Source organism: Lentibacillus persicus (genome assembly GCF_900112705.1).
Lineage (GTDB): Bacteria > Bacillota > Bacilli > Bacillales > Amphibacillaceae > Lentibacillus > Lentibacillus persicus.
Genome location: NZ_FOMR01000007.1, coordinates 160,692 through 181,179, shown reverse-complemented (window position 1 = coordinate 181,179; position 20,488 = coordinate 160,692). Strand labels below are relative to the sequence as shown.

Annotated in this window: 23 protein-coding genes; 18 read left to right on the top strand and 5 right to left on the bottom strand. The window is 43.1% G+C overall.

Annotated features, from left to right (window positions below; translation table 11 throughout):
• Nucleotides 1-33 precede the first annotated feature (33 nt).
• The 3 genes from BMZ22_RS10960 to BMZ22_RS10950 all read left to right on the top strand — a co-directional run bounded on the left by BMZ22_RS10960 (nt 34) and on the right by BMZ22_RS10950 (nt 3,408).
• Complete coding sequence (locus BMZ22_RS10960; RefSeq protein ID WP_090085452.1) at nt 34-492, top strand: GtrA family protein; 459 nt, start codon at nt 34-36, stop codon at nt 490-492.
• Nucleotides 493-685: 193 nt separating this feature from the next.
• The gene (locus BMZ22_RS10955) at nt 686-2,374 is read left to right on the top strand and encodes a sensor domain-containing diguanylate cyclase (RefSeq protein WP_090085449.1); all 1,689 of its coding nucleotides are present in this window, start codon (nt 686-688) and stop codon (nt 2,372-2,374) included.
• Between the two features lie 77 nt (nt 2,375-2,451).
• Nucleotides 2,452-3,408: a cation diffusion facilitator family transporter gene (locus BMZ22_RS10950; protein WP_090085447.1), complete on the top strand. Its 957-nt coding sequence runs from the start codon at nt 2,452-2,454 to the stop codon at nt 3,406-3,408.
• Between the two features lie 123 nt (nt 3,409-3,531).
• Here BMZ22_RS10950 and BMZ22_RS16955 read toward each other — a convergent pair whose 3' ends face one another.
• Nucleotides 3,532-3,699 carry a hypothetical protein gene (locus BMZ22_RS16955; RefSeq protein ID WP_177183423.1) on the bottom strand — a complete coding sequence of 56 codons (168 nt, stop codon included), beginning with the start codon at nt 3,697-3,699 and terminating at the stop codon, nt 3,532-3,534.
• A gap of 133 nt (nt 3,700-3,832) precedes the next feature.
• Nucleotides 3,833-4,945 carry an NAD(P)/FAD-dependent oxidoreductase gene (locus BMZ22_RS10945; RefSeq protein ID WP_090085523.1) on the bottom strand — a complete coding sequence of 371 codons (1,113 nt, stop codon included), beginning with the start codon at nt 4,943-4,945 and terminating at the stop codon, nt 3,833-3,835.
• 214 nt (nt 4,946-5,159) lie between these two features.
• Here BMZ22_RS10945 and BMZ22_RS10940 point away from each other — a divergent pair, with 214 nt between their 5' ends.
• The 5 genes from BMZ22_RS10940 (at nt 5,160) to BMZ22_RS10925 (ending at nt 8,358) form a co-directional block, all read left to right on the top strand.
• Nucleotides 5,160-5,663 (top strand): hypothetical protein, encoded by a 504-nt coding sequence (locus BMZ22_RS10940; protein WP_090085445.1) that lies wholly within the window; start codon nt 5,160-5,162, stop codon nt 5,661-5,663.
• 80 nt (nt 5,664-5,743) lie between these two features.
• Nucleotides 5,744-6,304, top strand: a complete 561-nt coding sequence (locus BMZ22_RS10935; RefSeq protein WP_090085443.1) for a hypothetical protein — start codon at nt 5,744-5,746, stop codon at nt 6,302-6,304.
• A 72-nt stretch (nt 6,305-6,376) separates the two neighbouring features.
• Entirely contained in the window at nt 6,377-7,303 is a 927-nt protein-coding gene (locus tag BMZ22_RS10930; RefSeq protein ID WP_090085440.1) for a manganese-dependent inorganic pyrophosphatase, read from the top strand.
• A gap of 31 nt (nt 7,304-7,334) precedes the next feature.
• Nucleotides 7,335-7,514 (top strand): hypothetical protein, encoded by a 180-nt coding sequence (locus tag BMZ22_RS17110; protein WP_218144048.1) that lies wholly within the window; start codon nt 7,335-7,337, stop codon nt 7,512-7,514.
• 121 nt (nt 7,515-7,635) lie between these two features.
• Nucleotides 7,636-8,358: a metallophosphoesterase family protein gene (locus BMZ22_RS10925; protein ID WP_090085438.1), complete on the top strand. Its 723-nt coding sequence runs from the start codon at nt 7,636-7,638 to the stop codon at nt 8,356-8,358.
• A gap of 75 nt (nt 8,359-8,433) precedes the next feature.
• Here BMZ22_RS10925 and betA read toward each other — a convergent pair whose 3' ends face one another.
• Nucleotides 8,434-10,119 carry a choline dehydrogenase gene (gene betA / locus BMZ22_RS10920; RefSeq protein WP_090085436.1) on the bottom strand — a complete coding sequence of 562 codons (1,686 nt, stop codon included), beginning with the start codon at nt 10,117-10,119 and terminating at the stop codon, nt 8,434-8,436.
• A gap of 321 nt (nt 10,120-10,440) precedes the next feature.
• Nucleotides 10,441-11,556 (bottom strand): o-succinylbenzoate synthase, encoded by a 1,116-nt coding sequence (menC, locus tag BMZ22_RS10915; RefSeq protein ID WP_090085433.1) that lies wholly within the window; start codon nt 11,554-11,556, stop codon nt 10,441-10,443.
• A gap of 116 nt (nt 11,557-11,672) precedes the next feature.
• Here menC and BMZ22_RS10910 point away from each other — a divergent pair, with 116 nt between their 5' ends.
• From BMZ22_RS10910 to BMZ22_RS10890, 5 genes are all read left to right on the top strand, one after another.
• Nucleotides 11,673-12,455, top strand: coding sequence for a TatD family hydrolase (locus tag BMZ22_RS10910; RefSeq protein ID WP_090085431.1), 783 nt, complete (start codon nt 11,673-11,675; stop codon nt 12,453-12,455).
• Between the two features lie 64 nt (nt 12,456-12,519).
• Entirely contained in the window at nt 12,520-13,086 is a 567-nt protein-coding gene (locus BMZ22_RS10905) for a Dph6-related ATP pyrophosphatase (protein ID WP_090085428.1), read from the top strand.
• A gap of 42 nt (nt 13,087-13,128) precedes the next feature.
• Complete coding sequence (locus BMZ22_RS10900) at nt 13,129-13,677, top strand: SLOG family protein (protein ID WP_090085426.1); 549 nt, start codon at nt 13,129-13,131, stop codon at nt 13,675-13,677.
• Between the two features lie 121 nt (nt 13,678-13,798).
• Nucleotides 13,799-14,455 (top strand): nuclease-related domain-containing protein, encoded by a 657-nt coding sequence (locus BMZ22_RS10895; RefSeq protein WP_090085424.1) that lies wholly within the window; start codon nt 13,799-13,801, stop codon nt 14,453-14,455.
• The gene (locus BMZ22_RS10890) at nt 14,452-14,775 is read left to right on the top strand and encodes a hypothetical protein (protein ID WP_218144047.1); all 324 of its coding nucleotides are present in this window, start codon (nt 14,452-14,454) and stop codon (nt 14,773-14,775) included. The genes BMZ22_RS10895 and BMZ22_RS10890 overlap by 4 nt, the downstream gene beginning before the upstream one ends.
• 130 nt (nt 14,776-14,905) lie before the next feature.
• Here the strand turns inward: BMZ22_RS10890 and betB are convergent, their stop codons facing one another.
• Nucleotides 14,906-16,375 carry a betaine-aldehyde dehydrogenase gene (gene betB / locus BMZ22_RS10885; RefSeq protein ID WP_090085420.1) on the bottom strand — a complete coding sequence of 490 codons (1,470 nt, stop codon included), beginning with the start codon at nt 16,373-16,375 and terminating at the stop codon, nt 14,906-14,908.
• A 245-nt stretch (nt 16,376-16,620) separates the two neighbouring features.
• Here betB and cudC point away from each other — a divergent pair, with 245 nt between their 5' ends.
• The 5 genes from cudC to BMZ22_RS10860 all read left to right on the top strand — a co-directional run bounded on the left by cudC (nt 16,621) and on the right by BMZ22_RS10860 (nt 20,338).
• Nucleotides 16,621-17,181: a choline uptake/conversion transcriptional regulator CudC gene (cudC, locus tag BMZ22_RS10880; protein ID WP_090085521.1), complete on the top strand. Its 561-nt coding sequence runs from the start codon at nt 16,621-16,623 to the stop codon at nt 17,179-17,181.
• A gap of 17 nt (nt 17,182-17,198) precedes the next feature.
• A complete protein-coding gene (locus BMZ22_RS10875) occupies nt 17,199-18,110 on the top strand; it encodes a glycine betaine ABC transporter substrate-binding protein (RefSeq protein WP_090085417.1) in 912 nt (303 codons plus the stop codon).
• Nucleotides 18,111-18,257: 147 nt separating this feature from the next.
• Nucleotides 18,258-18,890, top strand: a complete 633-nt coding sequence (locus BMZ22_RS10870) for a YczE/YyaS/YitT family protein (protein ID WP_245745357.1) — start codon at nt 18,258-18,260, stop codon at nt 18,888-18,890.
• Between the two features lie 52 nt (nt 18,891-18,942).
• Complete coding sequence (locus tag BMZ22_RS10865) at nt 18,943-19,095, top strand: small acid-soluble spore protein P (RefSeq protein WP_090085414.1); 153 nt, start codon at nt 18,943-18,945, stop codon at nt 19,093-19,095.
• Between the two features lie 322 nt (nt 19,096-19,417).
• Nucleotides 19,418-20,338 carry a nuclease-related domain-containing protein gene (locus tag BMZ22_RS10860; protein ID WP_218144046.1) on the top strand — a complete coding sequence of 307 codons (921 nt, stop codon included), beginning with the start codon at nt 19,418-19,420 and terminating at the stop codon, nt 20,336-20,338.
• Nucleotides 20,339-20,488: the final 150 nt, after the last annotated feature.

Here is a 20,488-nt window from a genome sequence, read left to right as displayed (position 1 = left end):
GACTATATAGATAAGGAATATTAGAGGCGTTCTATGGCACAGAACAAACCAAAAAGAGGCCCGTTGCAATTTCTGCAGTTTGGTGTGATCGGCTTTGCCAACGCAGGAATTGATATCGGAGCCTTAAACCTGTTATTAATTTTTTTCCATACAGATGAAAGAGCATTGCTTTTATTATTTAATACGATTGCTTATTCATTAGCTGTAATTAACAGCTACTTTTGGAATGTAAATATTACCTTCAAACGTTCGGCGAAGGGAAGCAATCGTCAGCGAATAATGTTTATCATCCAGGGCATCATCAGTCTCGGGGTAAGCAATCTGGTTTTCCTTGGATTCAATGAATTGCTGGAGTTAATCGGTGTTCCAAATTGGCTGCGCTATAATATAGCCAAAGGACTGGCAATGTTTTTGTCGTTCCTCGCCAGCTTCTTCATGGTTAAATATTTTGTCTTTAAAGATTATGGCAAACGATTTATAAAAGAAAACTGATGGAAATACACAGAGCCTGGCTGATGCCTGGCTCTTTTTTTTGTTTACTTCGGTTTATTTATTTCAGTAAAATTTACAAATCTAGGGAAAAAGTACTAGAAAATTTTAAAAAAGGGTATATAATAAGAGTAATAAAATCATTTTTACAATAGTTATAATAATAAAAATCAAAAAATAGAAAGGAGGTAATTAGATGAAATCGGCTGAGTCATTGTTGCTTAATAATGTATTGGCCAATGGGATTCGTGAAATGGTCTTTGTCATAAAAGTGGATGAGCTGGAGAATTTCAGGTATGAATTTTTAAATAAGGCTGCTAAAGAACGGACGGCGCTAACGGATGATGTGATTGGCAGGACATTTCATGAAGTTTATCCGAAAAAGACGACGGCGCATCTCACCGAAAAGTACAAAAAGGTGCTCGATACCCGGGATATTGTTACATACGAAGATCATTACGAGTCACCTGCGGGTATTAAATATTCCGAAACAACGTTAACCCCCTTGTATGAAAGTGGTCTTTGCACTCATATTGTAGCTTTGGTAAAAGATATTACAGCCCGTAAACTGAATGAATTCCGTGTGGAAAAAACGACGAACGAATTAAAGCGTAACAAACAAAAATACCGTTCCCTTTATGATTACAATTTGGATGCGATTTTATCGCTGGATTTGAACGGTAATATTGTGAGCGGAAACAACGCTGTCCATTCGGTTTTTGGCTACAAGGCTGAAGATTTGAAAAGAAAGCGGTTTACTGACCTTGTTCAGGAAGATGATCTAAACGTGATTAATGCTATTTTTGAAAGCATCAAATCGGGAAAGGCCGAACAGAGACAAATGCGCGTTTGTCATAAGCCATCAGGTTTTAAAGAAGTCATTATGAAATTTACCCCGATTGTGATTGAGGAAACGATTACTGGTATATTTGGCATTTTTAAAGATATCAACGAGCAAGTCATTCTTGGTAAAAAATACCAGGAAAGTGAAGGCCACTTTCGAATCATTGCGGATCATTCCAATGATTTAATTACTATGATAAATGAAAATGGCAATATAGATTATGTTTCACCCTCCTATAAAGATATACTCGATAACGACCCCGATGAATATATCGGCCGGCATTTTTTGCATAATGTTCATTTAGATGATACTGAAAACTTAATGGATTCCTTTATTCAATCGGTTGTATCGCATACGACATGGAAAGAGCAGTTCAGGCAAAAAAACGGAAGCGGCAGTTATAGCTGGTTTGAGCTCCGTGGCACACCTGTTTATAATGATTGGAATCAATTTACGCATATGGTCGTCTTGACACGCAATATAACGCTTCGAAAAGATTATGAAAAAAAACTGCAGCATATGGCCTTTCACGATTCGCTGACCGGTCTGCCAAACAGACGCTATTTTATGGAACAATTGCGTATACAACTGGAGGAGAAAAAAGGTACGAAGCAGCGGATTGCAATTATTATGATGGACCTGGACCAATTTAAAACCATCAATGACCAAATGGGGCATGATGTGGGGGATCAAGTCATTCAGGAGTTTGGCAGCCGGATAAGCAGTGTTATCCGGCAGAATGATTTGCTTGCCAGACTTGGCGGCGATGAGTTTATTTTGATGCTGCCTGATGTAAGCAAATTGGAGGACGTGACAAATGTAGCCGAACGAATTCTCAGTAAGCTAAATGATATGTGGTGTGTTACTGATGCCGGGTTTAACATAACAGCCAGCCTGGGAATTGCTGTTTCGTCGGCGAATTCAGCTGAGGGTTCAGACCTCTTGCTGCGTTATGCTGACAAACAGCTTTATAAGGCAAAGCAATCCGGAAAAAACAACTATCAGATGTATGACTTTATGCGCGCAGAATCAGCCCAGTAATTAAGCTCTTTATGTATAAAATGCCATCGATAAAGAATCCTATATAGTAGCAGTCTACATGTCAGGAGGCTTTTGAGATGGGATTTATGGAACGGATTAAGAAAGGGAATACATCTTCCGGTTTCTCAGCACTTGGAAACATATTTTTAGCCGGGATAAAAGGGGCTGCTGCATTTTTTAGCGGGAGCGGATCGATGTTCGCGACCACGATGCATTCGTTGGCTGATGCAGTCAATCAGGGGTTTGTATTTTTTGGCAGCGTGCTCGCCGAAACTCCGCCGTCAGAACGTTTTCCGAGGGGGTTTGGCAGGGTAATTAACATTTTTTGCATGGTTGCTGTTGTAGTCGTCACGATAATGGCATACGAAACGATTAAAGAAGGATGGCATCTTTTTCAGGACCCTTCCGAATCGGGCAATATTTGGTTGAACGTTGGTGTACTGATAGCTTCGCTTTTGATAGATGGTTTTATTTTAATTAAAGCAATGAAAGAAATTACAAAAGAAACAGAAGATGATAACGATGGATGGCTGTTGCCCCGTGCATTTAAAAACGCCCAGAAAGCCTCCCCCGCAACAAGACTGGTATTTTACGAAGACCTTGTAGCTACCTCCGGGGCAGTATTGGCCCTGATCGGTGTCTTGCTTGCTCAACTTTTTGGATTGCTTCTGGCAGATGGAATTTTTACAATGCTGATAGGTGTTCTCATGTTGTTTGTTGCTTTCCGTGTCGGTTATGATAATATGGTTGGTCTGATCGGTGTATCCGCCCCGGCCGACGTTGAAAAAGAAATTTCCAAAACGCTTCTGGCGGATGATAAGGTTGTTGACCTTTATAAGTTACGTGTCCTGCAGGAAGGGAGAACTTACCATGTAGAGGGTTCTGTCGAATTGGAAAAAGGACTTACACTTAATGAAGCGGACGATATAAAGTTCAGGCTGACTGATAAATTGCTTCGTTCCTCTGAAGTAGCTGATGTGGTTCTGGGCGTTATTGAAGATGATGGAAAGCAAAACCAGGATAAGCATATTTGACAAGCTAAAGTTGGTCAATGAAAAGATAATGCAGTTACGTTTTGATTAAGTCTGTAAAAAATTGCTTTAACAAAACGACCATTAACAATTTCATGGTCGTTTAATCATGTTGAAGCGCTGTGTCTACTCTCCCGTTTTTGAATCTGCCAAATGCGTCAGTTCCCACTGGTGTGGCTGGAATGCATCCTCGTCAACATTATAATTGGTCATGACGTTTTGCAAAACGTACCAGCCGGCGATTAAGACAATCAGTGTCACCGCCACAATGAAGATAACCGTTTTCTTGCCCATGGAATCTTCCCCCTTATTTTACCCGCATTTAACGGACAATTAGCTGTCGTTGACCGGCAGTTAATTGTCCTTCGATGCTGTCTCTGCTATAAGATTAGCAAAACCGATTGCGCCTGTAAATAACAGAGTCGTGTCAATTTCCTATGGCGCCGGCGACGTCATAGTTTGCCAGGTCAATTTCCAATTCTTTTTCGAGTGTCAGATTTGCCAGCTGGCTTCCGACATAGGGACCGGTGGTAAGACCTGATGATCCGAGTCCGTTGCCGATCAAAAGACCTTCATATCCCGGCAGTGGACCAATAACAGGCAGGTAACCTGGTGTGTGCGGCCGAAAACCAACACGGGCTTCGATTAGCGTACTATCCGATAATCCGGGTGCAACTTCCAATGCTTTTGATAAAATTTCATTCAAACCACCTGCTGTCACGCGGGTATCGAAACCAACATCTTCGTGGGTCGCACCAATAATGATTCGGTTATCCACCGTCAGCATAAATTGATCGTTTGGCGGCATGACAACCGGCCAATTAGAGGTGGCAGCATTGGGTGACTGCAGGTGCAAAATTTGCGCCTTTTGCAATGTGCCGTTGAATGGAATGTTTAAAGGCTTGAGCAATTCGGGTGTCCACGCACCACAGGCTGCAATTACTTTGTCTGCTTTGATTGTTTCCCCGTTGACGGTAACACCGGTGATTTGAGTTTGGTCATAATTAAGTGAAGCATCTCCTGTTATCATACGGGCACCATGTTTTTGGGCACCGCTGATAAGGGCATCCCGCATTGCACGCCCGTTAACACGTGCGCCGCCGCTGACATGAACTGATGCGTAATCTTCAGAGAGGTGAGGAAATAATTCGTTTGTCTGTTTTTTATTAAGAAGTGTCACTTCGCCTATTTCAGGAGCGTCTTTACGACGTTTCAATGCACGCTCTTTCTTGGCTATAAGCTTCTGTTCATCTGTGTGAATGCTGATAGCGCCGGTTTGGGCATAGCCTGTTTCGGTTTCATCGTCGTCAGCCAGCTCATCGATCAAATCCTTATATATTCGTGCCCCGCCTTTTGCGAGCGCATACCAAGCTTTATTTCTGCGCTGTGAAAGCCACGGGCAAATAATCCCGGCCGCTGCATCTGTCGCCTGCCCGGCATCACCGCGGTCGACCATGACGACTTCTGCACCGGATTTGGCAAGTTTATATGCGGTGGTGGCACCAAGAATGCCAGTGCCAATAACAATAAATCGATTCATAACAAAACCCTTTCGCATTATCTTTATCCCACGTGTAACTGGGTAAGATCCCCTACTGATTCTGATCGAGCCTGCACGATATCAACTATATGAAAAAATCGGTTAAAAATAAAGTGAAGACTGCAGAGGGGAGAAATTCACGCTTATTCTTCCTGTTTAGTCGCAACATGCTTTAGAATCATTTAAAATACATACTAAGGGAGGTCAGTGGAAAATGAATGAAAATATAGTTGCAAAAGTTTTATTTATAATCGGCGTTGCGCAGATGGCAGCTGGTTTAATTATTGGCTTGGTTACGGCAAACACCATTCCTTATGGGATGAGCTGGATGTTATTTTTTGCCTGGATGCTCGGCGGCTTTGTGAGTGGCATGCTGTTCATCGGATTTGCAGAAAATATTCGTCTGTTGCACAATATACATGAAAAAATGCAGCCCTCAAACAAGATTGCTGACACGCGGCAATCTCTACCGAGTATAGGTTCCAAGCCTGAGTGGCATTTGGAGGAAGCCGATAAGGCAAAAATTTATGAACACTTTCCAAATGAGACGATTGTCGAAATTGTTCCTGCTCCTCAAGAAAACTATTGTCTGGTCAGGTTTAAAAATGGTCATGAGTACTATGTAAAAGTGGTATACACGGGCGGATTTGGCGCAGAAGAAACAAACGATCCTGAGATAAAACAATCCATCATTCAATGGTACAATGAACAAGCTTGAGTGAGTCGTATTTTGTGCAAAAATTTGTACAGTATTCGTGTTAGTATATAATGGACACGATCTAAAGTGAGGGATGTCTTTTGGATGAGTGGAAATTCCTGAAAATGGGCTGGTTTGGATGGACGTTTGTTACAACGATAACCGTTGCGTTCGTAATCTCGGTTTTATTCTTTATGAATGTATTTAATTTGGGCATTTTGGGGTTGTTCAGTGATAATGACGCTGGTGGAACAGATTCTGAAGAGGTGTCAGGTGACACGAAGCAGAAAGTGGAAGAAGTGCGGGAGACGGTTGGAGAAGAGCATCAGGCAATCGGTCAATTTGTTTCAGAGACGCATGAGTTTTATAATGAAACAACCGGTTACGGCGGTATATCGTCACTTGATTGGCAGAATCAGCGCGAAAAGGCGACTGCGATTCTGGAAACCTTGGATGAACAGTTGCCAACGGTGGAAGATGAGGCACTTAAACAGGATTTAAGAGAAATTCAAACGCTGGCAAACGCTGTAACAGAGGAAGAGGACGCAAGCAATGTGCGTTCGCTTCATCGTATGTTTCATGATCTGGATATCGGCCTGAACGATTACAATACATATGATAAAATTTGGCATGTTACGAAAACATTAGACACAACAAATTAGTGTTCAGTCGACATATTTTTATGATAACCTAGTAGTTGGGTTAAAGATAACTGGACAAAAGGAGAAATAGAAATGACGAAAACATTAATTTTCGGACATAAAAGTCCTGATACTGATACGATATGTTCTGCATTGGTTTACGCGGACCTTAAAAATGCGCTTGGTGTGGACGCAAAACCAGCTAGGCTCGGCGAAGTTAATGCAGAGACACAATTCGCACTCGACCACTTTGGGGCAGAAGCGCCGGAATATGTTGAAAGGGTTGACGATGAAATTGATAACGTCATTTTAGTCGACCATAATGAATTTCAGCAAAGTGTTGATAATATCAGCGACGTGCGGATTACTGAGGTTATTGACCATCACAAAGTATCCAACTTTGAAACAAAGGAACCGCTTTATTTCAGAGCGGAGCCTGTTGGGTGCACAGCGACCATTTTAAATAAAATATTTAAAGAAAACGAAGTGATTGTTTCCAAAGAAAATGCCGGATTGATGCTTTCTGCAATCATTTCCGACTCATTGCTGTTAAAATCACCGACATGCACCGCTGAAGACAGAGAGGCAGCCCACGAACTTGCAGAAATTGCGGGTGTCGACCTTGAAACGTATGGTCTTGAAATGCTCAAAGCAGGAGCAGATTTAAGTGACCAAACTGCGCTTGACTTGGTTACAATGGATGCAAAAGAATTTACTATGGGCGATGCAAACGTTCAGATTGCTCAAGTGAATGCTGTCGATACCAACCAGGTTTATGCGTCCCAAGATTCAATTGAAAAAGAGATTGAAAAGCTTATCAATGACAAAAACCTGGATCTATTCCTGTTTGTAGTGACTGATATTCTGGAAAACGATTCAGACGTGCTGGCAATGGGCCAAGCCAAAGACAACGTTGAAAAAGCATTTGACGTGAAGCTCGATGATCGTAATCGCGCTCTTCTGAAAGGCGTTGTGTCACGCAAGAAGCAGATTGTTACGAATTTGAGCGAACAATTTTAATTAATAAAATCATCCCATCCTTTTCCTGATAGTGGAAGAAAGGTGGGATGATTTTTTTATAGATGATGGGGGCGGACCACGCGAAATTGAGGGTGGACGAATCGAAATCAAGGTGGCATCACGCGAAATCAAGGGAGGACCAATCGAAATCAAGGTGGCATCACGCGAAATCAAGGGAGGACCAATCGAAATCAGGGTAGCATCACGCTAAATCGAGGGAGGATCAACCGAAATCACTACATCACCACGCGAAAACGAGGCAAATGCTTCCAATTTTCTGTTACGATATACTAAAGAAAATACAATCTTCAATAAAAGGCGGTGCTCGAATCGTGAAAATTGCGTTTATCTCGGATATTCATGGGAATGCGACGGCACTTGAAGCAGTGCTGGCGGATATTAAAAAAAAGCAGGCGGATAAGGTTGTTGTTCTGGGTGATATTTGTTATCGCGGTCCTGAACCGAAAAGGTCGCTTGATATGGTAAGGAATTTGGACACGGATGTCATAAGGGGAAATGCAGATGACTGGGTTTATCGAGGTATTAAAGACGGTGAAGTCCCGGATAAAGCTTTGGATATCATGAGGGAAGAACAGCAATGGACCGTTCAGCATTTGACCAAAGATGAACTGAATTACTTAGGAAATCTGCCGTCACAGCTAACGATTAATTTAACAGAAATGATTAAAGTCCACGGTTTTCACGCAACACCAGAGAGTCTGTTTGACGTTGTAAAACCGACAGAAACAGACGAGTCACTTGAAGATAAATTAATGCGTGATCAGACCGCGAATGTCTTTTTATACGGCCACATTCATCTTCCATATGTCCGTTATATTAATGGAAAATGTGTTGCAAATTTGGGGAGTGTCGGCTTGCCATTTGATGGATTAAATCAAGCATCTTATTTGATGGCAGAAGGTGACGGAAATCAGTTTAATATTGGGATCCAGCGGGTTCGGTATGATGTGGAAAAAGTTAAGAAGCAATTAAAAAATGCGGACTATCCGAATTTGGCGTTTCTGACTGATGTGATTGAGCTTGGATCGCTTTAACATGGAAAATGGCCCCGAACGGAATTTGCCGATCGGGGCCATTGCTGTTTAACATGTATCTGCAAAATAAGCTTCTTATCTCTCTACGGTGCCTGCGTCTTTCGGATGTACACCATGACGATAATAGTCTTTATGCTCAGGTTTCATTGGTTTTTGTCCGCGAATAATGTCGGCAGCTTTTTCGGCAAGCATCAATACCGGCGCATGAATGTTGCCGTTCGTCGTATGCGGCATAGCAGAGGCATCCACTACTCGTACGTTTTCCAGGCCATGAACTTTCATGGTTAACGGATCCACAACGGCCATCGGATCAGAAGCAGGACCCATTTTGGCTGTGCAGGATGGGTGAAGTGCTGTTTCAGCGTCATTTGCTACCCATTCCAGAATTTCCTCATCCGTCTGAACAGAAGGCCCAGGCGAAATTTCACCAGTACTGTATTGTGATATCGCCGGCTGAGACAGAATTTCCCGCGAAACACGTATTGCTTCGATCCACTCACGGCGGTCTTTTTCGGTAGATAGATAGTTAAATACGATACTAGGATGCTGAAAAGGATTGCGTGAACGAATCTTCAAACTCCCTCTGGAATTGGAGTACATCGGCCCAACGTGTACTTGGAACCCGTGCTCGGTATCCGCTTTTTGCCCGTCATATCGAACAGCAAGCGGAAGGAAGTGGAACATCAAGTTTGGATAATCTACCTCTTCATTTGAACGGACGAACCCGCCGCCTTCAAAATGGTTCGTTGCTGCCGGGCCGGTACGTCCAAGCAGCCATTGCAACCCAATCCAAGGCATTTTGGCTTTATTTAAGCTGGGCTGCTCTGAAACTGGCTGTGGACAGGCATGTTGAATATAGACTTCAAGGTGATCTTCAAGATTTTCACCTACACCCGGCAAGTCAACGACCGGGTCAATACCAAGTGAGCTTAAATGCTCGGCATCACCCACACCTGACAACTGAAGCAATTGCGGCGTATTGAAGGCACCACCGGCGAGAATAACTTCGCCCGCATTTATCTGATATGTTTTTCCGTTTTTCTGGTACGTTACGCCGTTAGCTTTCGTATCATCAAAATTGATACTGGTCACAAAAGCACGTGTCTCGACGGTAAGGTTTTTGCGTCGCATAGCAGGGCGCAAATAAGCACGTGACGCAGAGACGCGCCGGCCGTTATGCACATGGCTGTCGAATGGACCGAACCCTTCCTGGCGAAATCCATTAACATCAGGTGTTCTTGAGTAGCCAGCCTCAACAGCTGCATCAAAAAAGGCTTGGAATAATGGATTTGTTGCAGGCCCACGCTTTAATTTGACCGGACCATGGTGACCGCGGTACTCATCAGATGGATCAGCGCCAAAGGTAGTCTCAAGCCGTTTGAAATAGGGCAGACAATGGGCGTAATCCCACGTTTCCATGCCTGGTTCAGATCCCCATCGTTCATAGTCCATCGGGTTACCGCGCTGGTAAATCATACCATTAATCGAGCTCGACCCGCCGAGCACTTTTCCTCTTGCGTGTGCGACCTTACGACCATTCATATAAGGTTCCTCATCCGTTGAATAAATCCAGTCATAGAAAGGATTGCCTGATGGGAACATCAACGCTGCCGGCATTTGAATAAACAAATCCCACGGATAATCGCTGCGCCCCGCTTCCAGCACAAGAACACTGCTTGATTTATCTTGACTTAAACGGTTGCCGAGTACAGAGCCTGCACTGCCGCCCCCAACAATTACATAGTCGTATGATTGATTCATCTGTAAAACCTCCTCGAAGATTGTAAATAGAATTTCTGTATCTTAAACCTGTTCACTTATGCCTTGTTATGAGATGACTTATCTAAGGGCAAAGCAACTGATCCATTTAAGTTTTATTTTGTTAAATATATTTTTAACGTTTGAAACAATATTAATATAGCACGGTTTTTTAACGTTGTAAACCTTAAGCTCTTGAAACTTAAGTTCAGATAGTTTTTGACAAAATAAAAAATCATCCATACTGTTATAGCAGATATGGATGGTTTCTTGTTCCTGATATTCATTTGTTTCAAGTGGAGGGGGGCCTTGTATATCCGATATTTAAATGGGGAAAATTTCCTTTTCAACAGTGAAAGATTCCAAGGCCTCTTTATCAATTGTGTAGCCGATACCTGGTTTGTCAGGTATGGGGATGATTCCATCTTGTACCGTAACTTCAGGCCTGATAATATCTTTTTCCCAGTAAAGTGATGAGCCGGCAGTGTCTCCAGGCATTGTAAATTGGGGCAGGGTAGTCAGGGCAATATTATGTGCACGGCCGACACCGGCTTCCAGCATCCCGCCGCACCATATATTAATGCCATGTTCATGGCACAGATCATGAATCGCTTTTGCTTCAGCCAAACCGCCGACACGTCCAATTTTCACATTAATAATTTGACAGCTTTTCAATTCAATCGCTTTGCGTGCATCGTCTGCCGAGTGAATGCTTTCATCAAGACAGACTGGAGTTTCGATTACCGATTGCAATTTTGCATGGTCAATGATGTCATCATGGGCGAGCGGCTGCTCAATCATCATTAAATTAAGTTCATCAAGTTTTCTTAGATGATCGATATCATCGAGTGTATAGGCGGAGTTGGCATCCGCCATAATTTGAGTATCGGGGAAGTTTTTGCGTACTTCTTTGAGAACGTCGTAATCCCACCCGGGTTTAATTTTGATTTTTATCCGTTTATAGCCTTCTTCAACGTGACGGCTGATTTTCTTCAGCAATTCGTCCACTGTTGGTTGGATTCCGAGACTGATGCCGACTTCAATCGTTTGTTTTGTGCCGCCGAGTGCTTGAGCGAGTGTGATATCCTGCTGTTTGCTGTAGAGATCCCATATAGCGCCTTCAACCGCAGCTTTTGCCATATTGTTGCGTTTAACGGGTTTGAACAGGTCGCGCACTTCGCTGGGGTGCTGGATTTTATTTGCCCTGATTATATTGATTAAAAAATCCTTGATCATATGTTTAGTTGTTTCAACCGTTTCTTCCGTGTACCATGGGCTTGAGAAAGCGACGGATTCGCCGAACCCTTTGTGGCCGTCATCATCAGCCGCTTCGATAATGAAAAAGCCTTTAGTTTGCATCGTGCCAAAGCTGGTGGTAAATGGGTTTTTCAGTTTCATATTAAGTCGTCTCAGGGTAATGGATGAAATAGGTAATACCATGAATAATGCCTCCTGTCTTATAAAATGTATCATGGGCCCGTTATTCGCACAATAATAATTAAATATCGCAATATTAAGATTGCAATATATAGCAATCTACCGGGAGTTTGATAATAATGTCTAACAAAATTATTGATGCGCATATTCATCTTGATATGTATAAGCCGGATGAGCGTTCAGGCATTCTTCGCGACATGGAAGTGAACGATGTGGATGCTTTAATTGCTGTTTCCAATGATCTGGCTTCAGCACAGGGGACCCTACGGCTGGCTCATGAGGACAATCGCGTTAAACCGGCGTTAGGCTTTCATCCTGAACAGCCGCTTCCCGCTGATGAAGAAGTCGGCGATTTGCTTGCGATGATTGAACAGTACAGCGACAGGTTGGTGGCAATCGGTGAAGTCGGACTGCCGTATTATATACAGCGGGAAGGTAAAGTTACAGCCCGGGAGCGGGAGGCTTATGTACATATTTTAGACGCATTCATTCAAAAAGCTGCCCAATTAAATAAACCGGTGGCACTGCATGCCATATATGAGGATGCGCCTGAGGTAGTCGGGCTTTTGGAAAAACATTCACTATCCAACGCCCATTTTCATTGGTTTAAAGGTGATTCAGATACAATGCTGCAAATGCGGCGCAATGGCTACTTCATTTCTGTAACGCCGGATATTTTATATAAAAATAAAACGCGGGAGCTGGCCAGGCAATACCCGCTCGATAAAATGATGGCTGAAACAGATGGCCCATGGCCGTTTGAAGGGCCGTTTAAAGGGAAAATGACGCATCCTTATATGATTCACCATTCCGTTCGTGAATTAGCAGCGTTAAAAAGAGTGCCGGCTGAAGATGTTTATAAATCGCTCTATGATAATACACGCCGTTTGTATAAATTTTAACTGTTGTTTTACAGGGGCTGGTGTTACGATAAAGGTATGATTGAACGTGAAGGAGCGGAATCAAATGGTCGAAAAAGCAGCATTATCGTTCAGCGGGGGGAAGGACAGCTGTCTTGCACTTTATTATTTGCAGAAGCAAGGGATTCAGGTGGCGTGTCTGCTCACGACGGTCTGGAAAGCGAGCGGGGATACGGTTGCCCATAACGAAAAACGGGAGCGTGTGCTGTATCAGGCGGACCGGCTTGGCATTCCGGTCCATTTTATCGAAACGGATTTTCATACATATACGAATGATTTTGTATTTATGCTTGGGCGTATGAAAGAACAATATGGCGTTGACGGAGCCGCGTTCGGTGATATTTATCTTGAGGGGCACCGCAAGTGGGGTGAACAGGTAGCGCAAAAAGCTGGCGTTGAAGTAGTTTACCCGTTGTGGCGGGGTCAGGTGGAAGCATTGGCTTTGCTGCGTGAATTTGTGGAAACGGGTTTTACAGCCGAAATTGTTAAAGCGGATTCGGAAAAACTGCCCGCGAGCTGGGTTGGCCGTTGGATTGACGATTCATTTATTGATGACATTTTGAAATATGAGGATGTGTGCCCGATGGGTGAATCCGGTGAATACCATAGTTAGGTTCATGATGGACCGATTTTTCAGGATTGAGGAGGCAGCAGGGTGAAAGTGCTGACAGTTACCGGCTACAAACCGATGGAGATCAATATTTTCAAACATGACGATGAGCGCATTGACATTATCAAAGCAGCGATTGAAAAGCGGCTGGTCAGTTTTATTGAAGAAGGACTGGAGTGGGTGCTTATCTCAGGGAAAATGGGTGTGGAACTCTGGGCAGGTGAGGTAACGCTTGGGCTTCGGGAACAGTATGGCGTGAAGCTTGCCTTCATTCCGCCATTTGAGAATCAGGAAGAACGCTGGCCTGAACCCATTCAGCAGGTTTATCAGCAGCTGACGGCATCAGCCGACTTTTACAAACCGCTGTACAAAGGTGGTTACAGTGGTCCTTATCAGTATCAGGCAAGCAACAAGTGGCTGATCGATAAAAGCGATGGCTGTCTTATGCTGCTTGACGAAGAATTTACCGGGAGCAACCGCTATATTTATGACGAAGCGAAACAAGCTGAATCCCCGATTTATGTGATTACGCCGGCTGACCTCGAGGACATGGTCGAGGAAATGCGCATGACCGATCCGGATTATTGGATGTGAGGGAGGTGGGTGGCTCAAGTACTTGCTGAATTTGCTAAAGTTCACAAAAAAAGCAGGAATTTTAAACGTTTTGTCGAAATAAGTAATTGGATTAAAACTGAATAAGAAAGGGCGTGCCTCATTGTATATCAAGCCTCCAGAAATCCCCAGGCATATTCTCGCTGCTCAGGCGCTGGACGTACGTACCCCGGCTTCTCACCTCTTTAAAGAAAAAATTCGTATACGTGCGGCTAATTTACTTTCCGGTTATAAAGGTGAAAATGTTATGCATTACCAACTCCAATTTTTGCCCGAAGATGATTTTTTGATTTTCCACTACATCCGCCTTTCCGATGAATACAAGCACTTCCAAATTGACTACTTGCTGCTTTCCCGCTGGTTCTATTTGATCATCGAAGTTAAAAATATTTATGACAACATTAGCTTTGACGATCTGGGACAGGCTTACCGGAAAATTGACAACAATGTAGAAGTTTTCACAAACCCGGTTGAACAAATCAGCCTGCAGCATAGAAGGCTCCTGAGCTGGCTCAGCACGTTTGATTTTCCTTCAGTTCCTATCGAAAAAATTGTCGTCTATAGCCGTGATGACACCTACCTGCGAAATCTCACCAACGATAAGAACATTTCAGATATCGTCATGCACCGCGACAAAGTCCTTTCCAAAATAGATTCGCTTATTGATAAACATCAAACGGCACGTGTATCTAAACAACAGCTGCTCGATCTTTCCAGGCATATACTAAATGAACATGTGCCTGAAAAAATGACGGCATGAATCAATTTAACGTGAATGATAATGAATTAATAAAAGGTGTCCTCTGTCCTGACTGCGGGGTTGGACCAATGCAGTGGAAAAGTGGAAAGTGGTGGTGTGATTTGTGTGATTGCACTTCAAAAACAGCTCATCGCGGGGCGTTGATGGATTATGCTTTGCTGGTGGGGGAGCATATTAATAATCGGAAGGCGCGGGATTTTTTACAGTTGGAATCCATCCATACAGCTAAGCGGCTTCTCCAGAAGGAACATTTTCAGGAATTCGGAAAAACGAGCGGTAGAAGATACAAAATTGACGTTGATAAATTGTTAAATGCTTAAGTTCACAATAGATTCGCTAAAGTTCACAGAGAAAACGCTAAAGTTCACAATGAATCCGCTAAAGTTCACATCTTCAGCCCGGCCAACCAATCAAAAGAGCAGCTTGGCGCCATGCCAAGCTGCTACATCATTAAAACCAATTAACAGATTCGGGCTTGAGATTTTGGAAAATATGTTTGGTTTCCTGGTACTCTTCCAGCCCTGTCTTGCCGAGTTCACGGCCGATACCGGATTGTTTATAACCGCCCCATGGTGCCTGAGGAAAGTACAAGTTGACGTCATTAATCCAAACCGTGCCCATCCGCATTTTCGCAACACAGCGTTCTGCTTTGGCAATATCATTCGTGAACACACCGCCGGAAAGGCCATAAATTGAATCGTTTGCCAATCGGACCGCTTCTTCTTCAGTCGAAAATTTTTCTACCGTTATTACCGGCCCGAAGCCTTCGTCCTGAACAACGCTCATATCCGTTGTGCAATCGGTCAACACCGTCGGCAGATAGAAAAAGCCATTTTGCAGTTCCGGCTCTTCCGGGCGATCGCCGCCGACAGCAACTGTTGCGCCTTCTTTTTTACCGTTCTCGACGTATTGAATAACCTTATTTAAATGGTCTTCGGAAATGAGCGGGCCCATCTGGGTCGATGCGTCAAAACCGTTGCCAAGCTTGATTTTTTTAACTCGCTCGACTAATGCCTCCACAAAATTATCGTGAATGCTGTCTTCCACAATCAGACGTGTGCCCGCTGAACAAATTTGCCCGGCATGGAAAAAGACCGCGTTCATCGCCTGATCAACAGCGGTTTCGAATGCGGCATCGGCAAAAACGATGTTCGGATTTTTACCGCCGAGTTCGAGTGCCAGATTTTTCACGTTGGAGCTGGCAGCCTGCATAATCCGTTTGCCTGTTTCAATACCGCCTGTAAACGAAATCAAGTCGACATCATTATTTTCGGAAAGCTCCGCGCCAACAGAATTGCCGGGTCCGAGCACCAGATTGACAACGCCTGCCGGAACACCTGCTTCTTCCATTAATTCAAACACTTTAATCGATGTAAGCGGGGTGATTTCACTTGGTTTCATCACAAGTGTATTGCCTGCTGCCAGTGCCGGTGCCAATTTCCAGGATGCCTGCAGCAATGGATAATTCCACGGTGTAATTTGCCCGCAAACACCAACCGGCTCATGAACAACCCGACTCGTTGAGTTAGGTATAGGCGATTCGATGATCTCACCGCCGTCTTTATCGGCCATGTCGGCAAAATAACGAAAAACGCCAGCGATGTCATCCATGTCCCAGCGGCTTTCTTCCACAGTTTTACCGGTGTCGATTGATTCGAGTTCTGCCAATTCTTCTCTGTCACGTTCAATTAATTCAGCGATTCGCCGCACCAGCCCGCCGCGCTCGATAGCAGGTGTCGAAGCCCAGTCACCATCATCAAATGCTTTGCGAGCTGCAGCAATCGCAGCTTTTGTATCCGATTCATCACTCTCGGCAACTTTAGCGATGACTTCTTGATTAAAAGGATTAATAATTTCCCGGACAGCACCCGATTCGGATGCGACCCATGCGCCATCAATAAACTGTTTTTTTATGTTCATTGGTTAATCACCTCTTTATTAATTTCATTAAAAATTTATTTAATAATTTGAACAAGTCATACTTTATCATCCGGTTTTTTGTTTGTCAAAATATAGTGCTGCGCTCACTCAAGGATGCCTTTTTGTTCATCAACGTTAAAAATATATTCGTTTTAAAGTTTGACATATTTATAAATTTCGTTATGATTAAATTTGTAAACAATATATTTAACGTATTTAATTTAATAAAAAAGCGAGGTGACACAATGAGTGGTTCCAACGATGAAATGGCCAAGGAGAAATTGGAACAAGCAAAAGGATACGTTATCGAAACAATTGCTGAAACAATGGATGTCTATGGGGTGACGCCTGCTGCCGGTAAATTGTATGCCACGATGTATTTTGAAGATCAGATGAATCTTGACGAAATGCGTGAACAATTGGATATGAGCAAACCGAGCATGAGCACAAGTGTCCGAAAGCTTCAGGAAATTGAAATGGTAAAAAAGAAATTTCAGCGTGGATCGCGAAAGCATACGTATGCGGCTGAGAAGAACTTTTTTAATACATTTATGTCCTACTTCTGTCAGATGTGGGATCGTGAAGCTAAAATGAACATAGAAGCTGTTAAACAAGCTGAGTTTGAATTGGATCAGATTTTTGAAGATGATGATGTATCGGATTATCTAGTAGAGGAAGCGCGGAAAATTTATCATCAGCTCGATCAGTCCAAAACTTATTATCGCTGGCTGGAACGTTTGGTGGCAAGTATCCGGTCAGAAGAAATTTATGAATTCTTGCCCGTACATCCAGAAAACAACAATTAGGAGGAAATAACTCATCTATGAAGTTCACGAAAACTAAACTTATCGTACTAGGACTCGCACTAATCGTGGTATTAGCAGCTTGTGGATCAGGTTCCGACGCTGAAGAAAGTGAAGGTTCAAGTGAATCTGATAACGAATCAAGTGAAAACAAGGGAACCATCGATATGGCACAGATTAACTGGGCAGAAAACATTGCTGTTTCGAACATGTGGAAAGTCATTTTGGAAGAAAAAGGTTACGATGTCAATTTAAAACTTCTTGATATGGGCGTTATCATGCAGTCACTCGCATCAGGTGATTTGGATATTAATTTGGAAGTGTGGCTGCCGATCCAGGACAAAGCTTATTTGGAAGAGTATGAAGATGAAGTTTTCTTTGCTGAGAATGCATGGTATGAAAATGCTAAAGTAGGGCTTGTCGTACCAGAATACCTCGAAGACATTAATAGTATTGAAGATCTTAACGCCAATAAAGAAATGTTTGATGGTGAAATCACTGGTTTCGATTCAGGGGCTGGAACGATGGAAGTGACTAAAAGTGACATGATTCCGGAATATAACCTTGACTATGAGTTGATACCAAGTTCCGAACCGGCCATGATTACTGCTATTGACGATGCGATTACGAATGAAGAACCAATCGTGGCGCCGTTGTGGAGCCCGCACCGTGTATTTTCTCAATATGATTTGAAATATCTTGAAGATCCGAAAAACGTCTATGGTGAGGCTGAACAAATATATCACGCAACGCGTCAAGGATTTGCTGATGATTTTCCAAAGGTTAGTGAATGGATGAAAAACTGGAAAATGAATGACGATCAAATTGGTGAGCTTATGGTATATGTGAACGAAGCTGAGGAGCCGATTGATGGTGCTGAAAAGTGGGTTGACGAAAACCAGGAGCTTATTAACGAATGGACTGCTGAATAAACTCGGCAGTGTCCCCAACACGGCCCGGCGCGATATGTGCGTCGGGTTTTCTTTTTGCTTATAAAACCCGCTTTATTCTATTGTGAACCTTTGTTAAACTGGATTAATAGAAGAGATGAGCGACAAACAGGGGAAAGGAGTGGCATTATGCGGCTGATGCGTGCAGGCGTTCATTTTTATTTAACCGGCTTAATTATTTTAACGCTTGGAATTGCACTGACGATTCAATCTACAATGGGAGCTTCACCGTTTGATGCGCTTCTTGTAGGGCTTCACCGGACATTTGGTTTGACCGTCGGCAGCTTTGAAATTGTCGTTGGTCTGACGATGATTCTGGGTAACGCGCTGGCTGAACGTAAGCGCCCGGAATTTTTTGCGCTGATTACGTCATTGGTAACTGGCATCGGTATTGATACATGGCTGTTTCTGCTTCGAGAAGTGGTGGTGCCTGTGACATGGTATGGCGAATGGGGAGCCCTATTGGCCGGAACTGTGCTTATGGCACTCGGAGTAGCATTTTATTTGCAGTCTGATATTGCACCGAACCCGCTTGACCGTTCCATGCTGGTCATCTCGAGTTTGACCGGATGGAATGTATCTTATTCCCGGGCTGCCATCAGTGTTGTGCTGGTTATTTTGGCCATTAGTTTTGGCGGAGCAGTCGGCATCGGCACGTTGATCAACGCCTTATTCGGCGGATTTATTATCAGTTTTTTCCTGCCGTACGTCAAAATGTTAAAAACCAGCCACCGAAAACACAAGGAAAGAAACGCCGTATAGATTTTTTTCTTCCTCAAACACTATGTGTGACATGACAAAGGAGGAAAATACGATGAGCGGAAAACCAAAAGGGCCGAAACAGCAAAAGAATCCTGACTTGCCAAAAGGGCCAAAACAACCATACGGCGAGCCAATGCAAGGTTCCCACAAGGTGAAACAGCGAAATCATTCAAGGCAAAAACACAACCCGCATCATGATATGTAACTCTGGCACGCACTCCGGTGTGTGCTTTTTTTGTAGATCGCTGTAGATTGAGGAAGAATCGCTGTAGTCTTCAGCGCATAGCTGTAGATAAGCGCAGAATCGCTGTAAATTGACCTGCAATCGCTGTAGAGCGAACGAGAATCGCTGTAGTTTCAACAAAAATCGCTGTAGATTCGACAGCATTTGAAAATATTTTTCAAAAAGCAGGAATCAGGAGGCACAACAGCGAATATATTTATAAATTAAATAGAAAGGAAGTGCCTCATTATTGCAACCCTCATTAGTTGTTAAACCCCGTGACATTCCTGTCGAACTTTTCAAGATGGAGGCTCTGAACAGACGCCTGAGAGCGGAACATTATAAAAAGGACCAGGTCGAACAAAAGGCAAGAAATCTCCGGGCAGGCGTTAAAGGAGAAGAGTCATTAGAATTTACGTTAAGTTTTCTCCGCGACGATTCGCTTCAAATTCTTCACAACTTGCGCATCCGCGACCAAAACGAATTCTTTCAGATCGATAATCTTATCCCTTCCACAAAATTTATTCTCATTAATGAAGTTAAAAACATTGCCGGTACTGTGATCTATGATGAGTTTGGACAAGCAATCCGTGTTTCAAAGAACGGAAATGAAGAGAATCTCGGCAACCATATTGAACAAGTAAATCTTCAGCACATTCGTCTGCTGGAATGGATGCGAAATAACAATTATACCGGTATTCCGATTGAGAAATTGATTGTTCACAGCAATCCGGCAACTATTATAAAAAATCCTGCCAACAATCGTGCAGTGACAGATACGATAATTCACAAAGAGCAGTTGCTGACTAAAATTGATGCGTTTGTTCATAAACATAATGCTCAAGTCCTTTCGATAAAGCAGCTTAATCATTTATCTTCACTTTTGATTAAGGCTCATACCCCCAAAGAAGTAAATGTTCTGGAAAAATTCGAAATCCATCAAAATGATATAATGTGCGGTGTTTTTTGTCCGGGATGCGGCGCACTGCCGATGATGCGACTAAAGGGCTGCTGGATATGTCTTCAGTGTCAATTGGTCTCGAAAAATGCCCATCTACCGGCATTAAAGGACTATTTTCTGTTGTTCGGCAATAAAATTAATAATCGTGAAGCACGACGATTTTTAAATGTGGAATCACAGCATGTGGTGAAACGTATTTTACATAAAGAAGGCTTTGAATTTACTGGAAATACGACTAAGCGATTTTATTTTCTGCCTTTTTAATGAAAAATCGCTGTAGATATAGGAAGAATCGCTGTAGTCTTCAGCGCATAGCTGTAAATAAGCGCATAATCGCTGTAGATCGACCTGCAATCGCTGTAAAGCGAACGAGAATCGCTGTAGATTCAACAAAAATCGCTGTAGATGGCTAAT

What these genes read in the sequence shown, in the direction of transcription:
- BMZ22_RS10960 (WP_090085452.1), top strand. Translation starts at nt 34, where the DNA reads ATGGCACAGAACAAACCAAAAAGAGGCCCGTTGCAATTTCTGCAGTTT.
- BMZ22_RS10955 (WP_090085449.1), top strand. Translation starts at nt 686, where the DNA reads ATGAAATCGGCTGAGTCATTGTTGCTTAATAATGTATTGGCCAATGGG.
- BMZ22_RS10950 (WP_090085447.1), top strand. Translation starts at nt 2,452, where the DNA reads ATGGGATTTATGGAACGGATTAAGAAAGGGAATACATCTTCCGGTTTC.
- BMZ22_RS16955 (WP_177183423.1), bottom strand. Translation starts at nt 3,699, where the DNA reads ATGGGCAAGAAAACGGTTATCTTCATTGTGGCGGTGACACTGATTGTC.
- BMZ22_RS10945 (WP_090085523.1), bottom strand. Translation starts at nt 4,945, where the DNA reads ATGAATCGATTTATTGTTATTGGCACTGGCATTCTTGGTGCCACCACC.
- BMZ22_RS10940 (WP_090085445.1), top strand. Translation starts at nt 5,160, where the DNA reads ATGAATGAAAATATAGTTGCAAAAGTTTTATTTATAATCGGCGTTGCG.
- BMZ22_RS10930 (WP_090085440.1), top strand. Translation starts at nt 6,377, where the DNA reads ATGACGAAAACATTAATTTTCGGACATAAAAGTCCTGATACTGATACG.
- betA (WP_090085436.1), bottom strand. Translation starts at nt 10,119, where the DNA reads ATGAATCAATCATACGACTATGTAATTGTTGGGGGCGGCAGTGCAGGC.
- menC (WP_090085433.1), bottom strand. Translation starts at nt 11,556, where the DNA reads ATGGTATTACCTATTTCATCCATTACCCTGAGACGACTTAATATGAAA.
- BMZ22_RS10910 (WP_090085431.1), top strand. Translation starts at nt 11,673, where the DNA reads ATGTCTAACAAAATTATTGATGCGCATATTCATCTTGATATGTATAAG.
- BMZ22_RS10905 (WP_090085428.1), top strand. Translation starts at nt 12,520, where the DNA reads ATGGTCGAAAAAGCAGCATTATCGTTCAGCGGGGGGAAGGACAGCTGT.
- BMZ22_RS10890 (WP_218144047.1), top strand. Translation starts at nt 14,452, where the DNA reads ATGAATCAATTTAACGTGAATGATAATGAATTAATAAAAGGTGTCCTC.
- betB (WP_090085420.1), bottom strand. Translation starts at nt 16,375, where the DNA reads ATGAACATAAAAAAACAGTTTATTGATGGCGCATGGGTCGCATCCGAA.
- cudC (WP_090085521.1), top strand. Translation starts at nt 16,621, where the DNA reads ATGAGTGGTTCCAACGATGAAATGGCCAAGGAGAAATTGGAACAAGCA.
- BMZ22_RS10875 (WP_090085417.1), top strand. Translation starts at nt 17,199, where the DNA reads ATGAAGTTCACGAAAACTAAACTTATCGTACTAGGACTCGCACTAATC.
- BMZ22_RS10870 (WP_245745357.1), top strand. Translation starts at nt 18,258, where the DNA reads ATGCGGCTGATGCGTGCAGGCGTTCATTTTTATTTAACCGGCTTAATT.
- BMZ22_RS10865 (WP_090085414.1), top strand. Translation starts at nt 18,943, where the DNA reads ATGAGCGGAAAACCAAAAGGGCCGAAACAGCAAAAGAATCCTGACTTG.
- BMZ22_RS10860 (WP_218144046.1), top strand. Translation starts at nt 19,418, where the DNA reads ATGGAGGCTCTGAACAGACGCCTGAGAGCGGAACATTATAAAAAGGAC.